This is a genomic window from Pseudofrankia inefficax, assembly GCF_000166135.1.
Classification (GTDB): domain Bacteria; phylum Actinomycetota; class Actinomycetes; order Frankiales; family Frankiaceae; genus Pseudofrankia; species Pseudofrankia inefficax.
This window is the reverse complement of the sequence record NC_014666.1, coordinates 5,027,490-5,048,569: the sequence shown is the minus strand read 5'-3', so window position 1 is coordinate 5,048,569 and position 21,080 is coordinate 5,027,490. Positions and strand designations below refer to the sequence as shown.

Sequence of the window (21,080 nt, the reverse complement as noted above, 5' to 3'; positions counted from 1 at the left end):
CGGCGGCCTGGCCGCTGGGCGACGGGCTCGCTACGAGGACGGAGTGGGAGCGGTCGATCGGCCCGGAGGACGCTGTGCGCCCGCTGTCGGCGTCGTCGCGAGGTCGATGACGGTGGACCCGTAGGTTCCGATCACTTCCTGCTGCATGTCGACGATATGTCTGCGCATCTCGCGGCTTGCTCGATCACTGTTGCCGTCGGCGATCGCCGCGACGAGACGCCGATGGGACGCGATCGAGCGCTGTCTGGTCTTCAGGTTGTCGGGATGGTCCTCGGCGTCGAGGACGACGCGGGCGACCCGTGACTCCTGGAAACTCCAGACGGCCTCGAGCGTGCCCGCGAGCAGCGTCATCGTCGTGTTGCCGCACAGTTCGGTGAGCCGCAGGTGGAACGCGTGCGCGGCCTCGGTGAACGCCGCGGTCGTGGCGCATTCCTCGCTCTCGTCGACGAGGCGGGTGAGCTCGTCGACGACGGCGCGTCGGTCCGGAAGCTCGGCCGCCAGCGAGGCGCAGCTCGGCTCGATCGCCAGCCGAGCGGTGGCCAGGTCCTGGTGGGTGACCTCGTTGGCCTTCAGCGTGAGGGCCAGGTGATACGCGGCGGTGGTGACGGTCGGCCGCCGCACGACGCCGCCGCCGACCTTGCCGCGGCGGATCCGCACGAGGCCCTCGGTCTCCAGGATCCGCAGGGCTTCGCGGAGGCTGGGCCTGCTCACGCGGAACTCTTCCTGCATGTCCGACTCGCGCGGGAGCTCGTCGCCCTCACCGAGCTCGCCCCCGACGATCCGCCGCCGGAACTCGGCGGCGACGAGCTCCGCCACCTTCGGCACGTGGACCTGCGGCGCGCGCGGATCACCGGCTAGCTGCTGCTCGGCGTGGCCCATAGACCCCCGACTGTAGCAGCGCCCGACCGCTTCATCCGAATCATAGAGATGTTGACGACGCCAGTTGATCAATATATATGATTAGGCTGTTATGGTCGCCCACCCGGGCGGCGCGTCCGGTGGCGGTTCGGGCGGGGTCGGAGGAGGGGTATGCCGGATCAGGAGATCGAGATCAACGGCGGTGTCGTCGTCTACGAGTTCGTCGGTCCACCTGACGGTGAGACCGTCGTCCTCACCCCGGGTGGCCGGTTCGGCAAGGACGTCGGCGGCCTGCACGAGTTCGCCGACGCGCTGGCCGCGGGTGGCAAGCGGGTCCTGCTGTGGGACCGGCCGAACTGCGGGAAGTCCGACGTGCAGCTCTACGGGCGGTCGGAGTCCCACCTGCGCGCCGAGACGCTCGGGCTGATGCTGCAGGCGCTCGGAGTGAGGCAGGTCCTCGTGGCCGGCGGTTCCGGCGGCGCCCGGGACTCGATCATCTTCGCCATGATGTGGCCCGAGCTGGTCCGGAAGCTGGCCGTCTGGTCGATCGTCGGCGGCACCTTCAGCACGATGTCGCTCGCGCAGGTGTACGTCATCGACGAGCTGCGGGTGGTCCGGGCCAAGGGCATCGAGGGCGTCCTCGAGATGTCGGGCGCCGCGGGCGGCTGGGCCGACGCCATCGCGGCGAACCCGCGCAACAAGGACCGGCTGCTCGCCCTGGGCGCCGAGCGGTTCGAACGGGTCATGAACCGCTGGCTGGACGCCTTCGTGCCGAAGCCCAACGAGCCCATCCCCGGGGTCAGCGACTGGGAGTTCGAGCAGATCAAGGTACCGACGCTGATCATCCGGGGCGGCGAGAAGGACTACGACCACCCGAAGCGGACCTCGCTGGAGGTGCACGCGCTCATCGAGGGATCCCGCCTGGTCGAGCCTCCGTGGCCCGAGGACGCCTGGGAGCGCGCGGTCGCCGCGGCGCAGGCGGGTACTGGCGCGCTTTTCGACCCCTGGGTGCTGGCCGCGCCCGTCCTGCTGGAGTTCTTCGACGAGAAATGACACGTCGAGCGAACCGCTCGTGGTTTGTTTGCCCGGCGCGCGATGCGGCTGCGCACGGTGTTCGCGCGCCCGAATAGCGGCCATTTACTTATCGGTTGTGGCTAAGTCCGGCGGCGGCAGACTCATTGTGCGCGAGGCCTTTGCGACTATTGCGCGTGACTCGGTGGGAGATTAGCATCGGCCACCATGACGGATAACGGCCTCTTCATCGTCGACTCCGACTCTCACTGGTCAGAACCAGCCGATCTTTTCACGAAGCGCGCGCCGGCCCAGTTCCGCGACCGGGTTCCCCGGGTGGAGACCATCGACGGACAGCAGATGTGGGTGTTCGACGGAAAACCGGTCGGAGCCTACAGCGCCGGCGGCGTCATCGGCCGTGACGGCAAGAAGGAGAGCGCCAACAAGGCGTTATTCGAGTGGACGATCGACGAGATCCACGTCGGCGCCTACGACCCGAAGGTCCGGCTCCAGGTTCTCGACGAGTGCGGCATCGACGCCCAGATCATCTTTCCGAGCACCATCGGACTCGGCGGCCAGGACCTCGGGCTCTCGGATGATCCGGCCCTGACGCGGCTGTCGATCGAGATCTACAACGACGCGATGGCCGAGATCCAGAGCGAGTCGGGCAACCGGCTGCTGCCGCTGCCGCTGATGCCGGCGTGGGACATCGACCTGTGCGTCAGCGAGGCGCGGCGGGTCGCGGCGCTGGGCGCGCGCGGTATCAACATGACGTCGGACCCGCAGGACCTGGGCTCGCCCGACCTGGCGAACCGGGCCTGGGACCCGTTCTGGGAGGCCTGCAGCGAGCTGCGGCTGCCGGTGCACTTCCACATCGGCGCCAGCGTCACCGGCATGACCTTCTACGGCAAGTACCCGTGGGAGTCCCACGGCGCCAACACCAAGCTCGCGATCGGCGGCACACTGCTGTTCATCGGCAACGCTCGGGTGGTGACGAACCTGATCCTGTCCGGCATCTTCGACCGCCACCCCGACCTGCAGACGGTGTCGGTGGAAAGTGGCATCGGCTGGATCCCGTTCATCCTCGAGACGCTCGACTACGAGATGGCGGAGAACGCCCCGGAGGAGCTCGCCCAGCTGAGGAAGATGCCGTCGGACTACTTCCGCAGCAACATCTACGCGACGTTCTGGTTCGAGAACAACCGCAACAAGCTGCCCGACCTCATCGAGGCGGTCGGCGAGGACCGGATCCTGTTCGAGACCGACTTCCCGCACCCGACCTGCCTCTACCCGGGACCGCTGCAGAGCGTCGAGGCGAAGATGGCGACCCTGTCCCAGGACGCGCGCGCGAAGATCCTCGGCGAGAACGCCAGGAAGCTCTACCGGCTCTGAGTACCGCCCAGCCAGCATGACACGTCCCTTTGCCGGCATGATCCTCGCCGGCAAAGGGAGCACCCAGATGTAGGAACGCCCGGATCCTGTGCACACCGCATGCTGGAAGGAAAGCGTGATGCCTGACTGGAAGACGATCGACTTCTTCAACGACGCGTCGCTCGTCGAGGACCCGTACCCGTACTTCGAGTCGCTGCGGGCGGAGTGCCCGGTGCTGCCGCTGCCGCACCTCGGAGTGGTGGCGGTGTCCGGCTACGACGAGGCCACCGAGGTGTACCGCAACGTCGAGACCTTCTCGTCGTGCAACTCCTTCGCGGGCCCGTTCGCGGCGTTCCCGGTCCCGCTCGAAGGCGACGACGTCAGCGACCTCGTCGACCGCTACCGCGACCAGCTTCCGCTGAACGAGCACATGGTCACGATGGACCCGCCCGACCACACCCGGGAGCGAGCGCTGCTGATGCGGCTGCTCACGCCGGCGCGGCTCAAGGAGAACGAGGCGTTCATCCTGGGCCTGGCGGATCGGCAGTTCGACGAGATCCTCGCCCGCGGCCGGTGCGAGTTCGTCCGGGAGTACTCCCAGCCGTTCGCGATGCTCGCCGTCGCCGACGTGCTCGGGGTGCCCGAGGCCGACCACCAGCGGTTCCGTGAGGGTTTCGGCCTCAGTCCCAAGCCGGCCCAGATCGGCAACGAGAAGCACGGCAAGAAGGGCCGGGACGACGCCCTCGGCTGGCTGGACGCCTGGTTCACCCAGTACATCGAGGACCGCCGCCGCTCGCCACGCGACGACGCGCTGACCAAGATGGCGCTGGCGACCTATCCCGACGGCGCCGTCCCGGACGTCGTGTCGGTCGTCCGGGCCGCGACCTTCCTGTTCGCCGCCGGCCAGGAGACGACCGCCCGGCTGCTCGCGTCAGCGTTGAAGTACCTCGCCGAGAATCCGGGTGTGCAGGACGAGCTTCGAGCCCATCCCGACGGCATTCCCGACCTGATCGAGGAGACACTGCGCATCGAGAGCCCCGTCAAGGCCGACTTCCGGCTGGCGAGGCGCACCACGACCATCGGCGGCGTCGAGGTGGCCGCCGGAACTCCGGTCATGCTGCTGAACGGCGCCGCCAACCGCGACCCGCGCCGGTTCGAGTGCCCGGCCGAGTTCCACCCCGACCGCGACAACGTCCGCCAGCACATCGCGTTCGGCCGCGGCGTCCACTCCTGCCCCGGCGGCCCGCTCGCCCGCGTCGAGGGCCGCATCAGCCTCGAGCGCATCCTCGCCCGCACCCGCGACATCCGGCTCTCCGAGGAACACCACGGTCCGGCGGACAACCGCCGCTTCAAGTACGAACCAACCTGGCTGCTGCGAGGCCTCACCGAACTGCACCTGGAGTTCACTCCGACCGACCGCGAGCATTAGCCGCGCGGCCGCTGAGTTCCGGCGTTCGCTGATGCCTTGATCGCCGTTTCGGCCCTCTGGTGGTTGTCTTTCGGTACTCGGGACAACCACTGGAGGGCCGAAATCGCGATCAGTCGAATCAGGGGCTGGTGACGCCGGCGTCGACGGGCAGGGTGATGCCGGTGATCGCGCGGGCGTCGTCGGAGACGAGCCAGACGATCGCGTTGCTGACGTCGGCGGCGTCGAGGATGTTGATGGGCAACAGCCGCGGCGCGACGTCGAGGATCTTGGCGTTCTCGGGGTCGGCGTAGAGCTGGGCGAACTGGTCGTTCATCACCATCGGGGTGGCGACGCCCATCGGGTGGACGGAGTTGACCCGGATGCTGTGGCGCCCGAGCAGCTTGGCGTAGCCGCGCATCAGCCCGATCACGCCGTGCTTGGACGCGGTGTAGCCGGCGATGCCGCCGGTGCCGTCGAGCATGCCGGACAGGCCGGCGGTCGAACTGGTGATGACGATCGAACCGCCGTCACCCTGGTCGATCATCGGCTGCGCGGTCACGCGGATCGTGTTGAAGACGCCGGTCATCATCACGCCGACCGCGTCGGCCCAGGTGCGGGCCGCGCCGTCGAGGTCCTCGCCCTGCTGGGCGATGTGGAGGATGCCGGCGTTCGCGAGCACGATGTCGATGCGGCCGAGCTCGGCGAGCGTCTCCTTGACGGCGCCGTCCATGGCGTGGATGTCGCGCACGTCGGCGACGATCGGCAGGCAGCGGCCGCCCGCCTCCTGGACCAGCGCGACCGTCTCGTCCAGGTCGGCGCGGGTGGACATCGGATAGGGCACGGTCTCGATCTGCTCCGCGATGTCGAGCGCCGCGATGTCGGCGCCCTCCCGGGCGAGTGCCAGGGCGTGCGAGCGTCCCTGGCCACGGGCGGCGCCGGTGATGAACGCCACCTTGCCCTGGAGGCGACCGCTTCTCGGCGTCATGATGTGCCTTTCTGCGCGAGGTCGAGCGACGGCCGTCGCCGACCGGTCTGGAAATCGGAGCCAAAAGCCGAAAGAGAAAGAGAAAGGGCTGTCACGCTGACCGGCCAGCCCGGGGCCTCGGTTATTCGAGGAGCTCGTAGAAGCCGACGATCGAGGGAAGCCGGATCGCGTCGCTCAGCCGGATGCTGCCCGCCTCGGTCCTGATGCGCAGCTCTTCCATGGGCACGGCGAAGTCGTCGGCCTCGACCTCGTACAGGATGACGTACGGCGGAATCCCCGGCGTGCCCTTCATCGATCCGGCCTCACGGACGTGGTAACGGCGCGCGGCGACGAATCCGGGGATGGCGCAGACGTCGGGGATGTGTTCCTCGTCGTACCAGCGGTTGTACTCGGCCTCGCGTTCGGGGCTGGCGGGGGTGGACTGCACCAGCAGAATTCCCTTGGGCATGGCTCGCTCCAGACGGGTCGGGCGATCAGTGGCGGAGTTGCGGCCTCGCGGTGGTCACTGGCCGACCGAGGCGAACACGTCGTGGTCGGCGGCGGCCGTGCCGAGCCGTTCCAGCAGCGCGGTGGTGATGGCCGGGTCGACCTTGAGCGTGATGGCCCAGAGGTAGAAACCGTGCAGAATGCCGCGCCGGATGTCGTTCCAGGCCTGGTCCGGGTGCGGAGCGTCGACGCCTCCGGCCTTCAGACGGTCGAGATAGTGCGCCAGCAGGTCCCGCTCGCAGCGCCTGCGGTCGGCCACGGTGAGCGCCGACGCGAGGTGATAGCCGACGTCGATGTACCAGGGCCCGCGCTGCACCAGCTGCCAGTCCAGGAAGGCGGGCCGGCCGGCGTCGTCGCGGTAGACGTTCCCGATGTGCGGGTCGCCGTGGATGACCGTCCACGGCGCGGCACCGGGCGTCTGCGCGGCCAGGGCGCGGTAGGAGGCCACGAGCCGCTCGGCGTCACGCGTCTCGTCGGGCACCCGGGCGCCGATGGCGCAGCCGAAGTTGCCGGCGATCTCGGGCAGGCCCCGGCCGAGCAGGTACGTCTCCAGGCGGCTGCGCAGCCAGCCGGCGTCGGCGAGGGACGGATCAGCCCAGGTCGCGGCGTGCAGGGTGGCGAGCTGGTCGAGGCTGTCGGCGACCTGGTCGGGTGTGCAGTCGGTCAGCCCGTCGAGGAAGGTCGCGCCCTCGGCGACGACGTCCTCGGTGATGACGATGTTCTGGCCGGTCCGGGTGTCGACGTCCGCGAAGACGCTGCGCAGGGTGCGCACGCCGGTCCGGCCGGCCAGGTCCCGGTAGAAGCTGGTCTCGGGCACGCCCGCCGGGCGGGCGGGCCGCCCGACGTCGCCGAAGTAGCCCTTGGCGCACAGGTACGGCGACAGGCCGTCCGGCGTCCCGCCGGCGCATTCGACCCGGAACCGGGCGTTGGTGGAGACCCGGCTGACCACCGGGCCGGGTACGACGGCGGTGACCTCGATCCCCGGGAAGCGGGTACCCAGCGCCTCGCTCAGCCAGCGCGGGGAAAGCACCTCGGAGAGATCGTCGGGCAATGCGACGCCGCTGCTGGTCGCTTCGGTGGGGACGCCTAAGTCGGGCATGGTCGGTCCTCCCATGTCAGGCCTGCTCGGGGGTGTGGTCCGGCTGCGGGGGAGTGCCGAGGTAGGCGCCCTCCAGCCGGTCGGGGTGGGCGGCCAGCTCCGCGGCCCGGTCGCGCAGGACGATCCGGCCCCGGTTGAGCACCGCGGCGTGGTCGGCGGCCTTCAGGGCGAGGCCGACATGCTGCTCGACGATGACGACGGCGCACCCGTGGCCGGAGGCGATCCGGCTGATCGCGGCGAACAGCGACTCGACGATGAGCGGGGCCAGGCCCATGCTGAGCTCGTCGACGAGCAGCACCCGCGGCCGCTGGACCAGCGCGCGGGCCAGGGCGAGCATCTGCTGCTCGCCGCCGGACAGCGCGCCGGCCGGTACCCGCCAGCGTTTCTCCAGGTCGGGGAAGGTCTCCAGCATCGACCGGGGTTTCGGGCCGCTCCGGGCGGCCGCCACCCGGAGGTTCTCCTCGACGGTCAGGCTGGTGAACAGGGCCCGGTTGTCGGGGACCAGGACGATCCCGGCCCGGTTGGCGGCGGTCGCGCGCCCGGGACGCAGTGGCTCGCCGTCGACGGCGATGTCTCCTGAGTGCGCGCGCAGCAGTCCGGCGAGGGTGAGCAGCAGGGTGCTCTTGCCCGCGCCGTTGGGCCCGAGCAGAGCCAGGACCTCCCCGGCGCCGACGGTCAGGTCGACGTCGCGGAAGACCGCGCTCGAACCGCGCCCACCGGCCAGACCACGGCAGGCGAGCCTCGGCCCGGCGGCGGGTGTGGCCGCGTCGGCCAGGTCGGTCGTCGTGGTCGGGCTGGTCATGACGTCACCACCGAGGCATCCGAAAGCTGAGAGGTCCCGTCCGCGTCCCCGGTCCCGGCCGGCGCGGTGGCCGTGGCCGGCGGGCCGGCGGCGTCGGCGGCGTGCACGGCGCCGAGGTAGGCGTCGGCCACGGCCCGGCTCCCGCGGATCTCGGAAGGCGTACCCGCGGCGATGATCTGGCCGAAGTCGAGCACGTAGATGTAGTCGCAGATCTCCAGCACCAGGGCGACGTCGTGGTCGACGAGGAGCACCCCGACGCCGGTGTCAGCGATGGCGCGGATGCGCGCGCCGAGCCAGCGGGACTCCCGGGTGTCGAGGCCCGCGGCCGGCTCGTCGAGCAGGAGCACCGCCGGGTCGGTCGCGCAGCCGCGGGCGATCGAGACGAGCTGGCGTTCCCCGTGGCTGAGCTCCCCGGCGGGCCGCTCGGCGCGGTCCGCGATGCCGAGCAGCCCCAGCGCGCCGGTGAGCGCCTCGTGGCCCCGGTCGCGGTGGCGCCCGACCATCGCGGCGTCGACGTTCTCGGCGACGGTGAGGTCGTCATAGAGGTCGAGCGACTGGAAGGTGCGGGCCAGGCCGCGATGGACCCGGGCGTGCGACGCCAGCCCGTCGATCGGCGTGCCGTCGAGCGCCACCGTCCCGGCCGCGCGGGCGAAGCCGGTGATCGCGTCGATCACGCTGGTCTTCCCGGCTCCGTTGGGGCCGATGAGCCCGACGACCGTTCCCGGGGACACCCGCAGCGACACGTCCGACACCGCGAGGACGCCGCCGTAGCGCACGGTCAGCCCGCTGACCTCCAGGAGCTTGCCCGAGCGTGGGGGAGCCACGGCGACCCCGGACGGGGACTCGGCGGCCGGCTCGGCCAGGCCCACGGGTGCCGACACGTCCGTTGCCGGCGCGGGCACCAGGCCCCGGCGCCGTCTCCAGCCGGCCCGGCGGGCGGCGATCTTGTCGGCGAGCTCGTGGCCGCCGCTGGCGACTCCTTCGGGGTGCCCGATGAGGACCGCGATCACGGCCAGGCCCGAGAGCACCGGGAACCAGTCCCCGAGGTGGATCCAGCGGTCGGTGGCGACGAAGACGATCCCGGAGCCCGCGAGGATGCCGGCGTTGACCCCGCCGAAGACCGAGGTGACCCCGGCGAGGTAGGCGGTCGACAGCAGGCTCAGGCCGCCGATCGCGGTGAACGAGTCGTAGGTGACGACCCCGCGCCGGTAGGCCAGCAGGCTGCCGCCCAGCCCGGCGATGAACGAGGCCAGCGCGAAGCTGACGACCTTGACGCGGACGACGTTGATCCCGATCCCGGCGGCCGAGCGCTCGTTGGCCCGGACCGCCAGCATCGCGGAGCCGAGCCGGCTGGTCCGCAGCCTGGCCACGCCCCACGCGACGGCGACCAGCACGACGAGGCACACCAGGCCGAACTGGATTCGGGGGAAGGCGTGACCGGTGCCGATCCCGAGGTCGAGCCCGAACAGCCTGGGCGGGCGGACCTTGTTCCCCGCGCTGCTGACGAAGTCGGTGTTGCGGAACCAGAGCGCCTCGATCGCGTAGGCCAGGGCGAGGGTGACGACACCGAGGGTCAGCCCGCGCAGGCGCAGGGCCGGCAGCCCGACCAGGACGCCCAGGACGGTGGCGACCAGGGCGGCGAGCAGCGGCGCGATCGGGAACGGGACGTGCCAGCTCTGGGTCAGGCCGCTCAGCGAGAACGCGGCGGCACCGGCCAGCGCGAGCTGGGCCAGCGAGACCTGGCCCGCGTAGCCGGTGACCACGACGAGGGACAGCCCGATGACGGCGGCGATGAAGGTGCTGATGACGGCGGCGCGCCAGGTGCCGTGCGTGCCGACGAGGGCGAGGACGCCGACGGCCGTGCCGACGAGCGTCGGGACGGTCAGCGAGCGGGGCCGGGGCGCGTGCCCGAGCGGCTGGCGCACGAGGCCACCGCGCACCGGGATCGAGCGGCCGGAGGCCAGCAGCGCCACGAGGATGACGAGCAGGGGGACGAGCTCCGACGAGCCGGTCGACGGCAGCCAGGAATGCTGGGCGGCCTGCGAGAGCGCCTCGGACTGCAGCATGCCGATGGCGAGGCCCGCCCCGACGGTCGGGACGAGGTGCTGGAAGCCCCCGACGACGGCCGCGGCCAGGGCCGGGACGACGAACAGGGTGTAGGTGGTCGGCGCGAGCGGGCTCAGCGGCGCGATGAGGATGCCGGCGGCACCGGCGACGACGCCGCTGATCATCCAGTTGAGCAGGGCGATCCGGTCCGGTGAGGCGCCGCTGACGTAGGCGCCGGTGGCGGACTCGGCCGCGGCGCGGGTGGTGAGCCCGAAGCGGGTGAACCGGAACACGGCGGTCAGCGCCAGCGTGAGCGCGACGACCGTCACCGCCAGGTAGAACCGGTCGGACAGCAGCGTCACCGAGCCGAGCCGCCACCGGCTGGCCGGGAAGATCGCGTCGACGGAGACCGGGGCGGTCCCGAGCCGGATCGCCATCGCCGACTGGATGACGACCAGCACGCCGAGCGAGGCCACCGCTCGGGCCAGCGGCGGGGCCTCCCGCAGCGGTCGGAAGACCAGCAGATACAGCAGGACGCCCAACAGCGCGCCGAAGACGAGCGCGATCAGGACCGCCGGGACGAGCCCGGGATCCCCGCCGATGCCGACCGAGGTCGGCGGCCCGGGGATGATGATCAGTAGCTCGCCCTGGCGGAGGAAGGCGTAGGCGTAGGCGACGTACAGGGCGACCGCTCCGGTCGCGAAGTTGATGACGCCGGAGCTGCGGTAGGTCAGGACGAGCGCCAGCGCGAGCGCCGCGTACACACCCCCGTTACCGAGCCCCAGCAGGAGCGCACCGACATGAGCCATGACGATCTCCCGTGGTCCAGGTCAACACCGCGCCCCGGAGGGTCGACGCGGTGGCGGGCCCAGCGCGACCGGGGCCTGCCGCGCTGGGCGCGCCCCGAGGGCCGTCGGTCCGGCGGGTGCCGGACCGACGGCCGGGCCAAGGTCGGTCCCTGGCCGGTCAGGCGCCGGCGACCGCGTACGCCGTCGGCTGGCCCTTGCCATCGAGGGTGGTGATCAGGCCACCGCTGACGCAGGACGCGGGCGAGGCCGGGACCGCCGTGCCACCGCACTGGAACTGCTGGCCGCCCGAGCCGGGAAGCTCCGTCTTCTTCATCGCCTTGATCGCGGCGTTGACCGTCGCGGGCGTGACGTCGCCGGTGAGGCCGGTGAGGGCTGCCTGCAGCCCGGCCACCGCCATGAAGGTGTTGAGCCCGGCGATCTTGCTGGTGTCGATGCCCTTGCCGTACGTGGCGGCGACGGTGTTGAACAGGGTGGTCGACGGGTTGTCCGTGCCGAGCGGGGCCGTGGCGGCGATGTTGATGCCCTTGAGCACGCTGCCGGAGACGGCGGTACGCGTCGCGTCGGTGATGCACTGCACGATGGCGGAGATCGGGCCGGTGAACCCGACCGCCTTCAGGCCGTTGAGCGCGCTGATGCAGAACGCGTCGTTGCCCAGGATGAAGACCTCGCCACCGCCGGCCGCGATCGGCTGCATCTGGGGCGTCATGTCGGCCGTACCCGGCGCGACGGCGACCATCTTGAAGTCGATGCCCGCCTTCTTGAAGGCCGCGGGCGCGCTGGCCTCCAGGACGCCCTTCGCGGCCGGCACGTCGATCACCACCGCGGTCACCTTCTTGGAGCCCGTCTTCTTGGCGAGCTCCAGCGGGAGCCCGATGACCCCGAAGTTCGGGTCGGCGAGCACGTACGTGCTCTTGGCGTCGCCCAGCAGCGCGGGGGTGCTGGCCGAGTAGAGGACCACCGGCACGCCCGCGTCGTGCAGCGGGGTCCAGGCGCTCTCCTGCGCGGCGACGCCGCCGACGACCACGGCGACGGCGTTCTGCTCGATCATCTGGTTGGCGCAGTCGGCGGTCTTCGCCGGATCGGAGAGCGCCTCGCAGGTCACCAGCTCGATCGGCCGGCCGGCGATGCCGGAGCGGTGCTCGTTGAGGTAGCCGACGGTGGCCTTGGCGACGTCGAACTCGACGGACTGGTCGATGATCGGCGACTTCCCGTCCGAGATGACCCCGATCCGGACCGGGGCGCCGGCCGCCTTCGCCACCGGGCCCAGCACGTTCGCCGCGGGGGCCGCGCTGGTGGCCGCGCCGCCCGCAGCCGAGCCGGTGGAACCGCCACTGCCACAGGCGGACACCACCAGCAGGCTCGCGGCCAGCCCGCCGGCCAGGGCGCCTAAGCGGACCGCGCCCGGGCGTGCCGCCGCGCGCCTGCGCCGTCCTGAGCCAGGACAGGAACCGTCATGCCACATGGGCGAGTACCTCGCTTCGCTGGTTCGTTCGTCACGAAATCAAGATCGAAAAATCACGGTGATCACGCGTGAGTCGTCTGCTCCCGCCGCCCGGGCTGGCGGGCTGGCGGTGCCGGGACCTGGGACGCAGGCTGCCTGGCTGGCTGTGAGGAGGATCGCAACACCTTCGTGAGAAGTCAACGTTCTACCTAAAACGAAATTGGGTCTTCCCAAAACAGATGCTGGCGTCCTACAGTCGGCCCGTCGTGTCGCGACGCCGACCGCGGTCCGCCTCCACCGGCCGACACGACGCCCGGGTCTCGGGTGCCGGCCGCTGGGTCGAGGCTGAATTGATCAAGAAGAGGAGGTGCTCGCGTGGCGAAGGGTGCATTCGACGGGTTACGCGTCGTCGAGCTCGCCCAGTGGGTGTTCGTGCCCGTCGCCGGCGCGCTGCTGGCCGACTGGGGAGCCGACGTGATCCGGGTCGAGCGGCCCGAGGGCGACCCGTACCGCGCGCTCGCCACCCAGGGCATCGGCACCGACGGCGGCGGGGTGAACCTCTCGGTCGCGCTGGCCAACCGGGGCAAGCGCTCCGTCGCGCTGGACCTGCGCAGCGAGGCCGGCCGCGCGGCCCTCGACCGGCTGCTCGACACGGCCGACGTCTTCCTGACCAGCTTCCGGCCCGGCGCCCTGGAGCGCCTCGGCCTCGACGCGGACACGCTCGCCGCGCGCTACCCCCGCCTCGTCTACGCCCGCGGGCACGGCTTCGGCGTCCGCGGGCCCGGCGCCGACCGGCCCGGCTACGACTCGTCGGCCTTCTGGGCGCAGGGCGGGATGGCGCACGTCCTGACCCCGCCGGACCGGGACGCGCCGATCGGCCAGCGCGGCGCGATCGGCGACCGCAACGGCGCGATGGCCCTGGCCTTCGGGATCGCCACCGCGCTGCTGCAGCGGGAGCGAACCGGCGAGGGCTCCGTCGTCGACGTCTCGCTGCTCGCCACCGCGATGTGGACGCTGTCCTCGGACGTGCTGTCGGCGCTGGCCGGCGGGCGGCCGCGGGCGGCGACCGGGCGGGAGGCCTACGTCAACCCGCTGGTCGGGGCGTACCGGACCAGCGACGGGCGGCACATCCAGCTCGTCTTCCTGGAGTCCGACCGCTACTGGGCCGGCTTCTGCCGCCTGGTCGGCCGCGACGACCTGGCCGCCGACCCGCGCTTCGCCGACCTGCGCGCCCGCGCCGAGAACCGCGACGCCTGCGTCGACGCGTTGGAGGCCGAGTTCGCCACCCGGACCTTCGCCGAGTGGAAGGAGCTGCTCGGCCGGATCGACGCGCCGTGGGCCCCGATGCAGGCCGTCGAGGAGCTGCTCACCGACCCGCAGGTGCTCGCCAACGACTACCTGGGCCAGGTCGAGGTGGACGGCGGGCCGACCTACTCGCTGCCGAACGTGCCCGTGCAGTTCAACGGCCGGCCCGCGGACCTGCGGCGCGCCCCGGAGCACGGCGAGGATACCGAGACGGTCCTGCTGGACCTGGGCTATACCTGGGAGCAGATCGCCGAGCTCAAGGACGCCGGAGCGATCCCGTGACCAGCCCGGCCGAAGGGCTCCCGGGCCGGCCGCTTCCGGTGCCGGACGCGCTGTCGTCCGCCTACTGGGAGGCGGCGGGCCGGCACGTGCTCACCGTGGCCCGCTGCGCGCGCTGCCGGACGTTCGTGATCCCGCCCGACCCGGTCTGCCCGGCCTGCGGGAGCTCCGACCCCGGCTTCGCCTTCGAGGCCGTCAGCGGCAGCGGCGTCGTGCGGTCCTGGACGGTGGTCCGCCAGTCGTTCCTGCCCGGGTTCGCGGGCGACGTGCCGTTCGTCCTCGTCGACGTCGAGCTCGCCGAACAGGCCGAGCTGCGCCTGATCGGCCGCCTTCTCGACGGGCCCGGGGCCGGGCTCCGGCTCGGCGCCGGGGTGGCGGCGGCGTTCGAGGACGTCGCTCCCGGCGTCGCCATCCCGGCCTTCCGGCTCGTGGAGGCCTCGTGAGCCGCCCGTCCGGCGGCGGCCAGGTCGCGATCGTCGGCTACGCGCACAGCCAGGTGTGGCGGCACGCGCCCCGCCCGCTGGGCGCCGTCGCCGTCGACACGGCCCGCGCGGCGATCACCGACGCGGGTCTCAAGCCCGACGACATCGACGGGTTCGCCACCGCCGCGCTGTTCCCGACCGCCGGGGCGCACACCGTCGAGGACGGGGTCAGCACGGTCACGGCGCAGTGGCTCGCCGACCATCTCGGCGTCACGCCTCGGTACGCGGCCGGGTTCCAGGGCATCGGGCAGCTGCCCGGCGCCGTGGCACTGGCGGTCGGCGCCATCACCAGCGGCGCCGCCGACTACGTCCTGTTGCACCGGGCGCTGCACAACCCGCCGGGCCGCTACCACGCCAACCCGATGCGGACCGCCGCCGGCGCCCAGCAGTGGACCGCCCCGCAGGGCTTCTTCGGGCCGCTCGCGATGATCGCGCTGCCGTACAACGAGTACCTCCAGCGCTATCGCGCCAGCCGGGAGGCGATGGCGACCGTCGTCGCGGAGGCCCGCAAGAACGGCGCGCGCATCCCGTGGTCCTACTGGCACGGGAAGCCGCTCAGCCGGGACGAGTACCTGTCCGCGCCGGTGATCAACGACCCGGTCTGCCGCTACGACTGCGACCTGCCGGTCGACGGCGTGGCCGCGTTCGTCCTGACGTCCGCCGAGCGGGCCCGCGACCTGCCGCACCGGCCCGTCCACGTCGCCGGGCTGGCGTTCGCCGCGCCGCCCCGCCCGCGGCTGCCGCTGCACTGGCCGCTCGACGACATCATGGCGGCCGGCACCGGGCTGGCCGGCCGGCTGTGGGCGTCGGCCGGGGTCGGGCCGGACGAGGTCGACCTGCCCCAGCTTTACGACGGCTTCTCGCCGTTCGTCTACTTCTGGCTCGAGGCGCTGGGGCTGTGCCCGGTCGGCGAGGCGCACCGCTTCGTCCAGGACGGCCGGATCGACAGCGACCGGCCGGGCGGCCTGCCCGTGCTCTCCGGCGGCGGGGCACTGGGGAACGGCCGGATGCACGGCCTCCCGCAGATGATCGAGTGCTACCTGCAGCTGTCCGGCCGCGCGGGGGAGCGCCAACGGGAGCGGGCGACGGTCGGTGTCGCCTGCCAGTCCTCGCCCCACTTCGGCGGCGCGGTCGTCTACACCACCGAGCCGACCAGGGAAAGGAGCCGGGCCCGATGACGGAGATCCTCACCGAGCGGCGCTCGTACGTCGCGGGCGGCTGGGTCGACGCCGACGAGACGTTCGACGTCGAGAACCCCGCCGACGAGACGACCGTGGCGAGCCTCGCCGCGGCGTCACCGGCGGACGTCGAACGGGCGATCCTCGCGGCGCGCAGCAGCTTCGACGCCGGAACGTGGGCCGACACCCCGGCGGCGCAGCGTGCCCGGGTCCTGCACGCGCTGATCGACCACATCGAGAGCCGCCACGCGCCGCTGGTCGCCACGATGGTCGCCGAGGCCGGCCAGCCGACCTTCTTCGCCGAGTTCGCCCAGTACCAGGCCGGGATCGCGCTCGCTCGGGCCACCATCGACCTCTACCTGTCGATGCCGCACGAGCAGGCCAGCCCCGTCCCGCTCGACGACCTGGTCCGCGGCGGGCTCAAGGCCAGCGTGCGCCGCCACGAACCGGTCGGCGTGGTCTCGGCGATCACTCCGTACAACGGCGCGATCATCATGGCGTTCCAGAAGGTGATCCCGGCGCTGCTGGCCGGCAACTCGGTCGTGCTGCGGCCCAGCCCGCTGACGCCGATCTCCTCGCTGGTCTTCGGCGCCGCCGCGCAGGCCGCCGACCTGCCGCCCGGCGTGCTCAGCGTCGTCGTCGAGGAGGGCTCGGCCGGCGCGGAGCTGCTCACCAGCCATCCCGGCGTCGACATGGTGTCGTTCACCGGCTCCACCGCCGTCGGCCGGCGCATCCTCGCCCAGGCCGCACCGACCGTGAAACGGGTCGCGCTGGAGCTCGGCGGGAAGTCGGCGCAGATCTACCTGCCCGACGCGGTGGACCGGGTCGCCGCCGGTGCCGCCGCGGTGGTGGCGATGACGTCGGGCCAGGCCTGTGTCGCCGCGACCCGCATCGTCGTGCCCGCCGACCGCAAGGACGAGGTGGTCGAGGCGGTCTCCCGTGCCTACGCGGCCCTGGTGGTCGGCCCGCCGACCGACCCGAAGGCCACCATGGGCCCGCTCATCAACGACGCCGCCCGCGCGCGCTGCGCCCACTTCGTCGCCGCCGCCGAGCGGCACGGCGGAAAGGTCGCCCTCGGCGGCGGCCGCCCGGCCGGGCTGGACCGTGGCTACTACGTCGAGCCGACCGTGCTCGACCTGCCGGACAACAGCAATCCGGCGGCCCAGGAGGAGATCTTCGGCCCGGTCGTCAGCGTGCTCGGCTACCGCGACCTCGACGACGCGGTCCGGATCGCCAACGACAGCCCCTACGGCCTGTCCGGCCAGGTCTACGGCGCCGATACCGCCGCGGCGACTGCGGTCGCCCGCCGGCTGCGCACCGGTGCCGTCAACGTCAACACCGGCCTGTTCAGCGCCTACGCCCCGAGCGGCGGCTACAAGCAGAGCGGCCTCGGGCGCGAGCGCGGGCCCGACGGCATCCGGGCCTTCCAGGAGGTCAAGCACCTCGCCATCGGCGAGCTGCGCTGACACCCGCGCGCCCGCCGACCCGCACCGAAGAAGGAGGAAGCATGACCGCGGACCTGAACCTCGACTGGCTGATCTCGGTCGACGACCACGTCCTGGAGCCGCCGAACCTGTGGACCGACCGGGTCGCGTCCAAGGACCGCGACCGGGCGCCGCACATGGAGCTCGACGACAAGGGCATGGACTACTGGGTCTATGACGGCAAGCGGTTCCCGAGCTCTGGACTGTCCGCCGTCGCGGGCAAGTCCAAGGAGGAGTTCTCCCCGGAGCCCCTGCCCTACAGCGAGATGCGGCCCGGCTGCTACGACTCGCTGGCCCGGCTGGAGGACATGAACCAGGCCGGGATTCTCGCGTCCCTGTGCTTCCCGACCGTCACCCGGTTCTGCGGGCAGCTGTTCATGGAGGCCTCCGACCGCGACTTCGGCCTCGTCTGCCTGAAGGCCTACAACGACTGGATGATCGAGGAATGGTGCGGGGTCGCGCCCGGCCGCTACATCCCGCTGGTGCTGATCCCGCTGTGGGACCCGAAGCTCGCCGTCGCCGAGCTGGAGCGCTGCGCGGCCAAGGGCGCGACGACGTTCGCGTTCTCGGAGAACCCGGAGCCGCTGGGCCTGCCGACCATTCACGACCCGTCCGGTTACTGGGACCCGGTCATGGCCGCGGCCAACGATCTGGAAATGGTGGCCTCGATGCACGTCGGCTCGTCGTCGCAGGTCCCGAAGATCGCGTCGAACGCCCCGTTCCTGGCGAACCTGACCTGGGGCGCGATGCGCACCTCCGGCGCGATGCTGTCCTGGCTGTTCTCCGGCATGTTCCAGCGCTACCCGAAGCTGAAGATCGCCCTTTCCGAGGGTGAGATCGGCTGGATGCCGTACTACCTGGAGCGCGCGGAGCAGGTCCTGGACAAGCAGCGCTACTGGGTCCAGCGCGGCGCGACGTTCATGGACCACGGCGGCTCCACCGGCGTCGACCTGGACACCCTCGACGTCCGGGCCACGTTCCGCGAGCACATCTTCGGCTGCTTCATCGAGGACCACCACGGCATCGCCAGCCTCGCCGAGATCGGTGAGGACAACATCATGTGCGAGACCGACTACCCGCATTCGGACTCGACCTGGCCGAACTGCATCCAGACCGTAAAGAGCATCATCAGCCACCTGCCGGCCGAGACCCAGTACAAGCTGCTGCGCGGCAACGCCGAGAAGCTTTACCGCTTCACCCCGGCCGCCCCGCCCGTGCTGGCGGGGACCTGAATGGCCGGCGGTGCCGCGACGATCGCGGTCGACCGGGCGCGCTGCGTCGGCAGCGGGATGTGCGTCGTCTACGCCCCCGACACCTTCACCCATGACGAGGAGGCCAAGGTCGTCGTGCTCGATCCGCTCGGCGATCCGGCCGAGGTGGTCGAAAGCGCGGTCGAGGCGTGCCCGACCGGCGCGCTGACCCTCGTAACGGCCGGCGAGGCGGGCGGATGACCGAGACACAGAGCCTGGACCGCGGCCGGCTCAAGGAGCTGTTCGACCTGCGCAGCAGCTACAACGCGGGAATGGGCGGCGATTTCGAGGCTGACCCGTACCCCGTCTGGGAACGGCTGCGGGCGCAGGCGCCGGTGCACGAGGGCACCGTCCACAAGCTGACCGGCTATCCCGGCGAGGCGTTCTTCCAGGGACTTCCGTTCCCGGACCGGCCGCACTTCTCCGCGTTCGGTTTCGCCGCGTGCGACGCCGCCTTCCGCGACGAGGAGACCTTCGCCTCCTCGCCCGTGGCCGTCGACCCCACCGGCCAGTCCGCGGGCGTCGAGAACAGCCTCATCTCGATGAACGGGGCGCAGCACCGGCGTTATCGCGCGCTCGTCCAGCCGTCGTTCCTGCCCGCGAAAAGCGGCTGGTGGATCGACAGGTGGATCGAGGAGACGGTCCACCTGCTCATCGACGGTTTCGCCGCCGACGGCCGGGCCGAGCTGAACGTCGACTTCTGCGCGGCGATCCCCATCCTGACGATCACCAGCAGCTTCGGCATCCCGGTCGAGCAGGCGCTCATCATCCGGGAGTGGCTGTCGCAGCCGGCGAAGATCGTCGGAATGCTCGCCCCCATCGTCGCGGCCCGGCGCGAGTCCCCGCAGGACGACCTGATCAGCGTGCTGGTCCAGGCCGAGCTGCCCGATGAGAACGGCGTCACGCACCGGCTCTCGGATGTCGAGATCTACTCGTTCGCCATTCTGCTGCTGCTCGCGGGCTCCGGGACCACCTGGAAACAGATGGGCATCGTGCTGACCGCGCTGCTGGAGCGCCCGGAGCTTCTCGCGGCCGTGCGCGCTGACCGCCGGCTGCTGCGACCGGCGATCGAGGAGGCGATCCGGTGGACGCCGACGGACCCGATGTTCTCCCGGTTCGTCGTCAGGGACACCGACTTCTACGGCACCCACCTGCCGAAGGGCTCGGTGCTGCACCTGTGCGTCGCCGCGGCGAACCGGGATCCGGCCCGCTGGGAGCGCCCGGACGAGTTCGACCTCCACCGGCCGATGCAGCGGTCGCTCGGCTTCGGCGGCGGCATGCACATCTGCCTGGGCATGCATGTCGCGCGCGCGGAGATGACGGTCGGCATCGGGGCCATTCTCGACCGGCTGCCGAACCTGCGGCTCGACCCGGACGCCGCGGCGCCGCGGCTGATCGGGATGTACGAGCGGGGCGCGACCGAGATTCCCGTGCTGTTCGGCTAGGCGAAGCTGTTCGGCTGACCCAGCTGTTTGGCTGACCCGGCTGTTCGGCTGACCCGGCTGTTCGGCTGACCCGGCCACGGACCACCAGAGAGGCACCAGCCATGAGCACACCGGGCTACCAGGCCCCTGATCTCGTCCTCGTCGGCCCGGAGCACGTGCGGCGCTACCGGGAGACCGACGGCGAGGTCGGCTACGAATGGAACGGCGTCCGGATCCTGCTGCTGACGACCACCGGGCGCAGGACCGGCGAGCCCCGCACCTCGGCGCTCATCTTCGCCCAGGACGGCGACGACTACCTGGTCGTGGCCTCTCAGGGCGGCGCACCCCAGCACCCCAACTGGTACCACAACCTGCTCGCGACGCCCGAGGCCGAAATCCAGGTCCGGGCCGAGCGGCTGACCGTCCGCGCGACGACGGCGACCGAGGCGGAGAAGCCACGGCTATGGGAGATCGTGACCAAGGTCTGGCCGAACTACGACACCTACCAGTCCCGAACGCGGCGGCCCATCCCGGTGGTAGTGCTGTCGCCGGTCTGAGCACGGGTAACGTTCCTGCCATGGCCTGGGCTGAACGCGCCGCCGACCGCTCCCCGGTCGTGCATCGCAGCCGCTCGCGCAGCATCCAGCAGACGCGCGACATGGTGGACGCCGCCCGCCGCCTGATCGTCGCCAAGGGCTCCTCGTTCACGACCCAGGAGCTCGTCAAGGAAGCCGGCGTGGCGATGCAGACCTTCTACCGGCACTTCGCGGGGAAGGACCAGCTGCTGCTCGCCGTCATCGAGGACATGGTCGCGGAGAACGCCGAGCGTTACGAGCAGGCCGCCAGCGAGCTGCCCGACCCGTTGTCGCGGCTGCGCTACTACCTCGGCGCGATCGTGTCCGGGCTGTCCGGCGACCTGTCCGGCGCCCGTTTCGTCACCTCCGAGCACTGGCGGCTGCGCGAGCGCTTCCCCGACGAGATCGTCACCGCCGACCAGCCCTTCGTCGACCTGATCGAACGTGAGCTGCGGGCAGCCCAGGACGCCGGGCTGCTCCCACCGACCGACACCGCGCGCGACGCCGGAATGGTGGCCCGGGTCGCGATGTCGGTCTTCCATCACTACGCGTTCGCGCCCGGCGGCTGGTCACCCGAGGACCTCGGCGAATACCTCTGGGAGTTCTGCCTGGGCGGCATCAGCCGCTCGGACATCCCGCGGCTGAACGCCATGCTCCACGGCGCGACCGGCACACCCGGAGACGCGGCCGACGAACGACACAGCCCGACCCACTAGCCACCCGGTCCCTCGGCCGCTCGTTCCCGCTTCACGGGGCGCTTCCCGTTGGATGCGCGCGGCTCCGTCGC

Annotated in this window: 19 protein-coding genes; 12 read left to right on the top strand and 7 right to left on the bottom strand. The window is 71.6% G+C overall.

The window, feature by feature from the left end; genetic code table 11:
- Positions 1 to 30 precede the first annotated feature (30 nt).
- Positions 31 to 879, bottom strand: coding sequence for a FadR/GntR family transcriptional regulator (locus FRAEUI1C_RS20580; protein WP_013425266.1), 849 nt, complete (start codon positions 877 to 879; stop codon positions 31 to 33).
- Between the two features lie 150 nt (positions 880 to 1,029).
- On the opposite strand from FRAEUI1C_RS20580, the gene FRAEUI1C_RS20575 reads away from it, so the two are divergent.
- The 3 genes from FRAEUI1C_RS20575 to FRAEUI1C_RS20565 all read left to right on the top strand — a co-directional run bounded on the left by FRAEUI1C_RS20575 (position 1,030) and on the right by FRAEUI1C_RS20565 (position 4,669).
- Entirely contained in the window at positions 1,030 to 1,911 is an 882-nt protein-coding gene (locus FRAEUI1C_RS20575) for an alpha/beta fold hydrolase (RefSeq protein WP_013425265.1), read from the top strand.
- Positions 1,912 to 2,097: 186 nt separating this feature from the next.
- Positions 2,098 to 3,261, top strand: a complete 1,164-nt coding sequence (locus FRAEUI1C_RS20570; RefSeq protein WP_013425264.1) for an amidohydrolase family protein — start codon at positions 2,098 to 2,100, stop codon at positions 3,259 to 3,261.
- Between the two features lie 118 nt (positions 3,262 to 3,379).
- Positions 3,380 to 4,669, top strand: a complete 1,290-nt coding sequence (locus tag FRAEUI1C_RS20565) for a cytochrome P450 (protein WP_013425263.1) — start codon at positions 3,380 to 3,382, stop codon at positions 4,667 to 4,669.
- Between the two features lie 118 nt (positions 4,670 to 4,787).
- Here the strand turns inward: FRAEUI1C_RS20565 and FRAEUI1C_RS20560 are convergent, their stop codons facing one another.
- The 6 genes from FRAEUI1C_RS20560 to FRAEUI1C_RS20535 form a co-directional block, all read right to left on the bottom strand.
- The gene (locus tag FRAEUI1C_RS20560) at positions 4,788 to 5,633 is read right to left on the bottom strand and encodes a mycofactocin-coupled SDR family oxidoreductase (RefSeq protein ID WP_013425262.1); all 846 of its coding nucleotides are present in this window, start codon (positions 5,631 to 5,633) and stop codon (positions 4,788 to 4,790) included.
- A gap of 121 nt (positions 5,634 to 5,754) precedes the next feature.
- Positions 5,755 to 6,081 (bottom strand): DUF4286 family protein, encoded by a 327-nt coding sequence (locus tag FRAEUI1C_RS20555; RefSeq protein WP_013425261.1) that lies wholly within the window; start codon positions 6,079 to 6,081, stop codon positions 5,755 to 5,757.
- Positions 6,082 to 6,135: 54 nt separating this feature from the next.
- The gene (locus FRAEUI1C_RS20550) at positions 6,136 to 7,218 is read right to left on the bottom strand and encodes a phosphotransferase family protein (RefSeq protein WP_013425260.1); all 1,083 of its coding nucleotides are present in this window, start codon (positions 7,216 to 7,218) and stop codon (positions 6,136 to 6,138) included.
- Between the two features lie 16 nt (positions 7,219 to 7,234).
- Positions 7,235 to 8,020, bottom strand: a complete 786-nt coding sequence (locus FRAEUI1C_RS20545) for an ABC transporter ATP-binding protein (RefSeq protein WP_013425259.1) — start codon at positions 8,018 to 8,020, stop codon at positions 7,235 to 7,237.
- Positions 8,017 to 10,875: a branched-chain amino acid ABC transporter permease/ATP-binding protein gene (locus FRAEUI1C_RS20540; RefSeq protein WP_013425258.1), complete on the bottom strand. Its 2,859-nt coding sequence runs from the start codon at positions 10,873 to 10,875 to the stop codon at positions 8,017 to 8,019. Before FRAEUI1C_RS20540 ends, FRAEUI1C_RS20545 begins: the two co-directional genes overlap by 4 nt.
- A 157-nt stretch (positions 10,876 to 11,032) precedes the next feature.
- Entirely contained in the window at positions 11,033 to 12,337 is a 1,305-nt protein-coding gene (locus tag FRAEUI1C_RS20535; RefSeq protein WP_013425257.1) for an ABC transporter substrate-binding protein, read from the bottom strand.
- A 354-nt stretch (positions 12,338 to 12,691) separates the two neighbouring features.
- On the opposite strand from FRAEUI1C_RS20535, the gene FRAEUI1C_RS20530 reads away from it, so the two are divergent.
- From FRAEUI1C_RS20530 to FRAEUI1C_RS20490, 9 genes are all read left to right on the top strand, one after another.
- Positions 12,692 to 13,903 (top strand): CaiB/BaiF CoA transferase family protein, encoded by a 1,212-nt coding sequence (locus tag FRAEUI1C_RS20530; protein ID WP_013425256.1) that lies wholly within the window; start codon positions 12,692 to 12,694, stop codon positions 13,901 to 13,903.
- A complete protein-coding gene (locus FRAEUI1C_RS20525; protein ID WP_013425255.1) occupies positions 13,900 to 14,343 on the top strand; it encodes a Zn-ribbon domain-containing OB-fold protein in 444 nt (147 codons plus the stop codon). The genes FRAEUI1C_RS20530 and FRAEUI1C_RS20525 overlap by 4 nt, the downstream gene beginning before the upstream one ends.
- Positions 14,340 to 15,560, top strand: coding sequence for a thiolase family protein (locus tag FRAEUI1C_RS20520; RefSeq protein ID WP_013425254.1), 1,221 nt, complete (start codon positions 14,340 to 14,342; stop codon positions 15,558 to 15,560). Before FRAEUI1C_RS20525 ends, FRAEUI1C_RS20520 begins: the two co-directional genes overlap by 4 nt.
- The gene (locus FRAEUI1C_RS20515; protein ID WP_013425253.1) at positions 15,557 to 17,026 is read left to right on the top strand and encodes an aldehyde dehydrogenase family protein; all 1,470 of its coding nucleotides are present in this window, start codon (positions 15,557 to 15,559) and stop codon (positions 17,024 to 17,026) included. Before FRAEUI1C_RS20520 ends, FRAEUI1C_RS20515 begins: the two co-directional genes overlap by 4 nt.
- Positions 17,027 to 17,067: 41 nt before the next feature.
- The gene (locus FRAEUI1C_RS20510; protein ID WP_013425252.1) at positions 17,068 to 18,276 is read left to right on the top strand and encodes an amidohydrolase family protein; all 1,209 of its coding nucleotides are present in this window, start codon (positions 17,068 to 17,070) and stop codon (positions 18,274 to 18,276) included.
- Positions 18,277 to 18,495 (top strand): ferredoxin, encoded by a 219-nt coding sequence (locus FRAEUI1C_RS20505; RefSeq protein ID WP_013425251.1) that lies wholly within the window; start codon positions 18,277 to 18,279, stop codon positions 18,493 to 18,495. It abuts the gene before it with no gap.
- Complete coding sequence (locus tag FRAEUI1C_RS20500) at positions 18,492 to 19,739, top strand: cytochrome P450 (RefSeq protein WP_013425250.1); 1,248 nt, start codon at positions 18,492 to 18,494, stop codon at positions 19,737 to 19,739. Before FRAEUI1C_RS20505 ends, FRAEUI1C_RS20500 begins: the two co-directional genes overlap by 4 nt.
- Before the next feature lie 101 nt (positions 19,740 to 19,840).
- Complete coding sequence (locus tag FRAEUI1C_RS20495) at positions 19,841 to 20,275, top strand: nitroreductase family deazaflavin-dependent oxidoreductase (protein WP_013425249.1); 435 nt, start codon at positions 19,841 to 19,843, stop codon at positions 20,273 to 20,275.
- A 20-nt stretch (positions 20,276 to 20,295) separates the two neighbouring features.
- The gene (locus FRAEUI1C_RS20490; protein WP_013425248.1) at positions 20,296 to 21,009 is read left to right on the top strand and encodes a TetR/AcrR family transcriptional regulator; all 714 of its coding nucleotides are present in this window, start codon (positions 20,296 to 20,298) and stop codon (positions 21,007 to 21,009) included.
- Positions 21,010 to 21,080 lie beyond the last annotated feature (71 nt).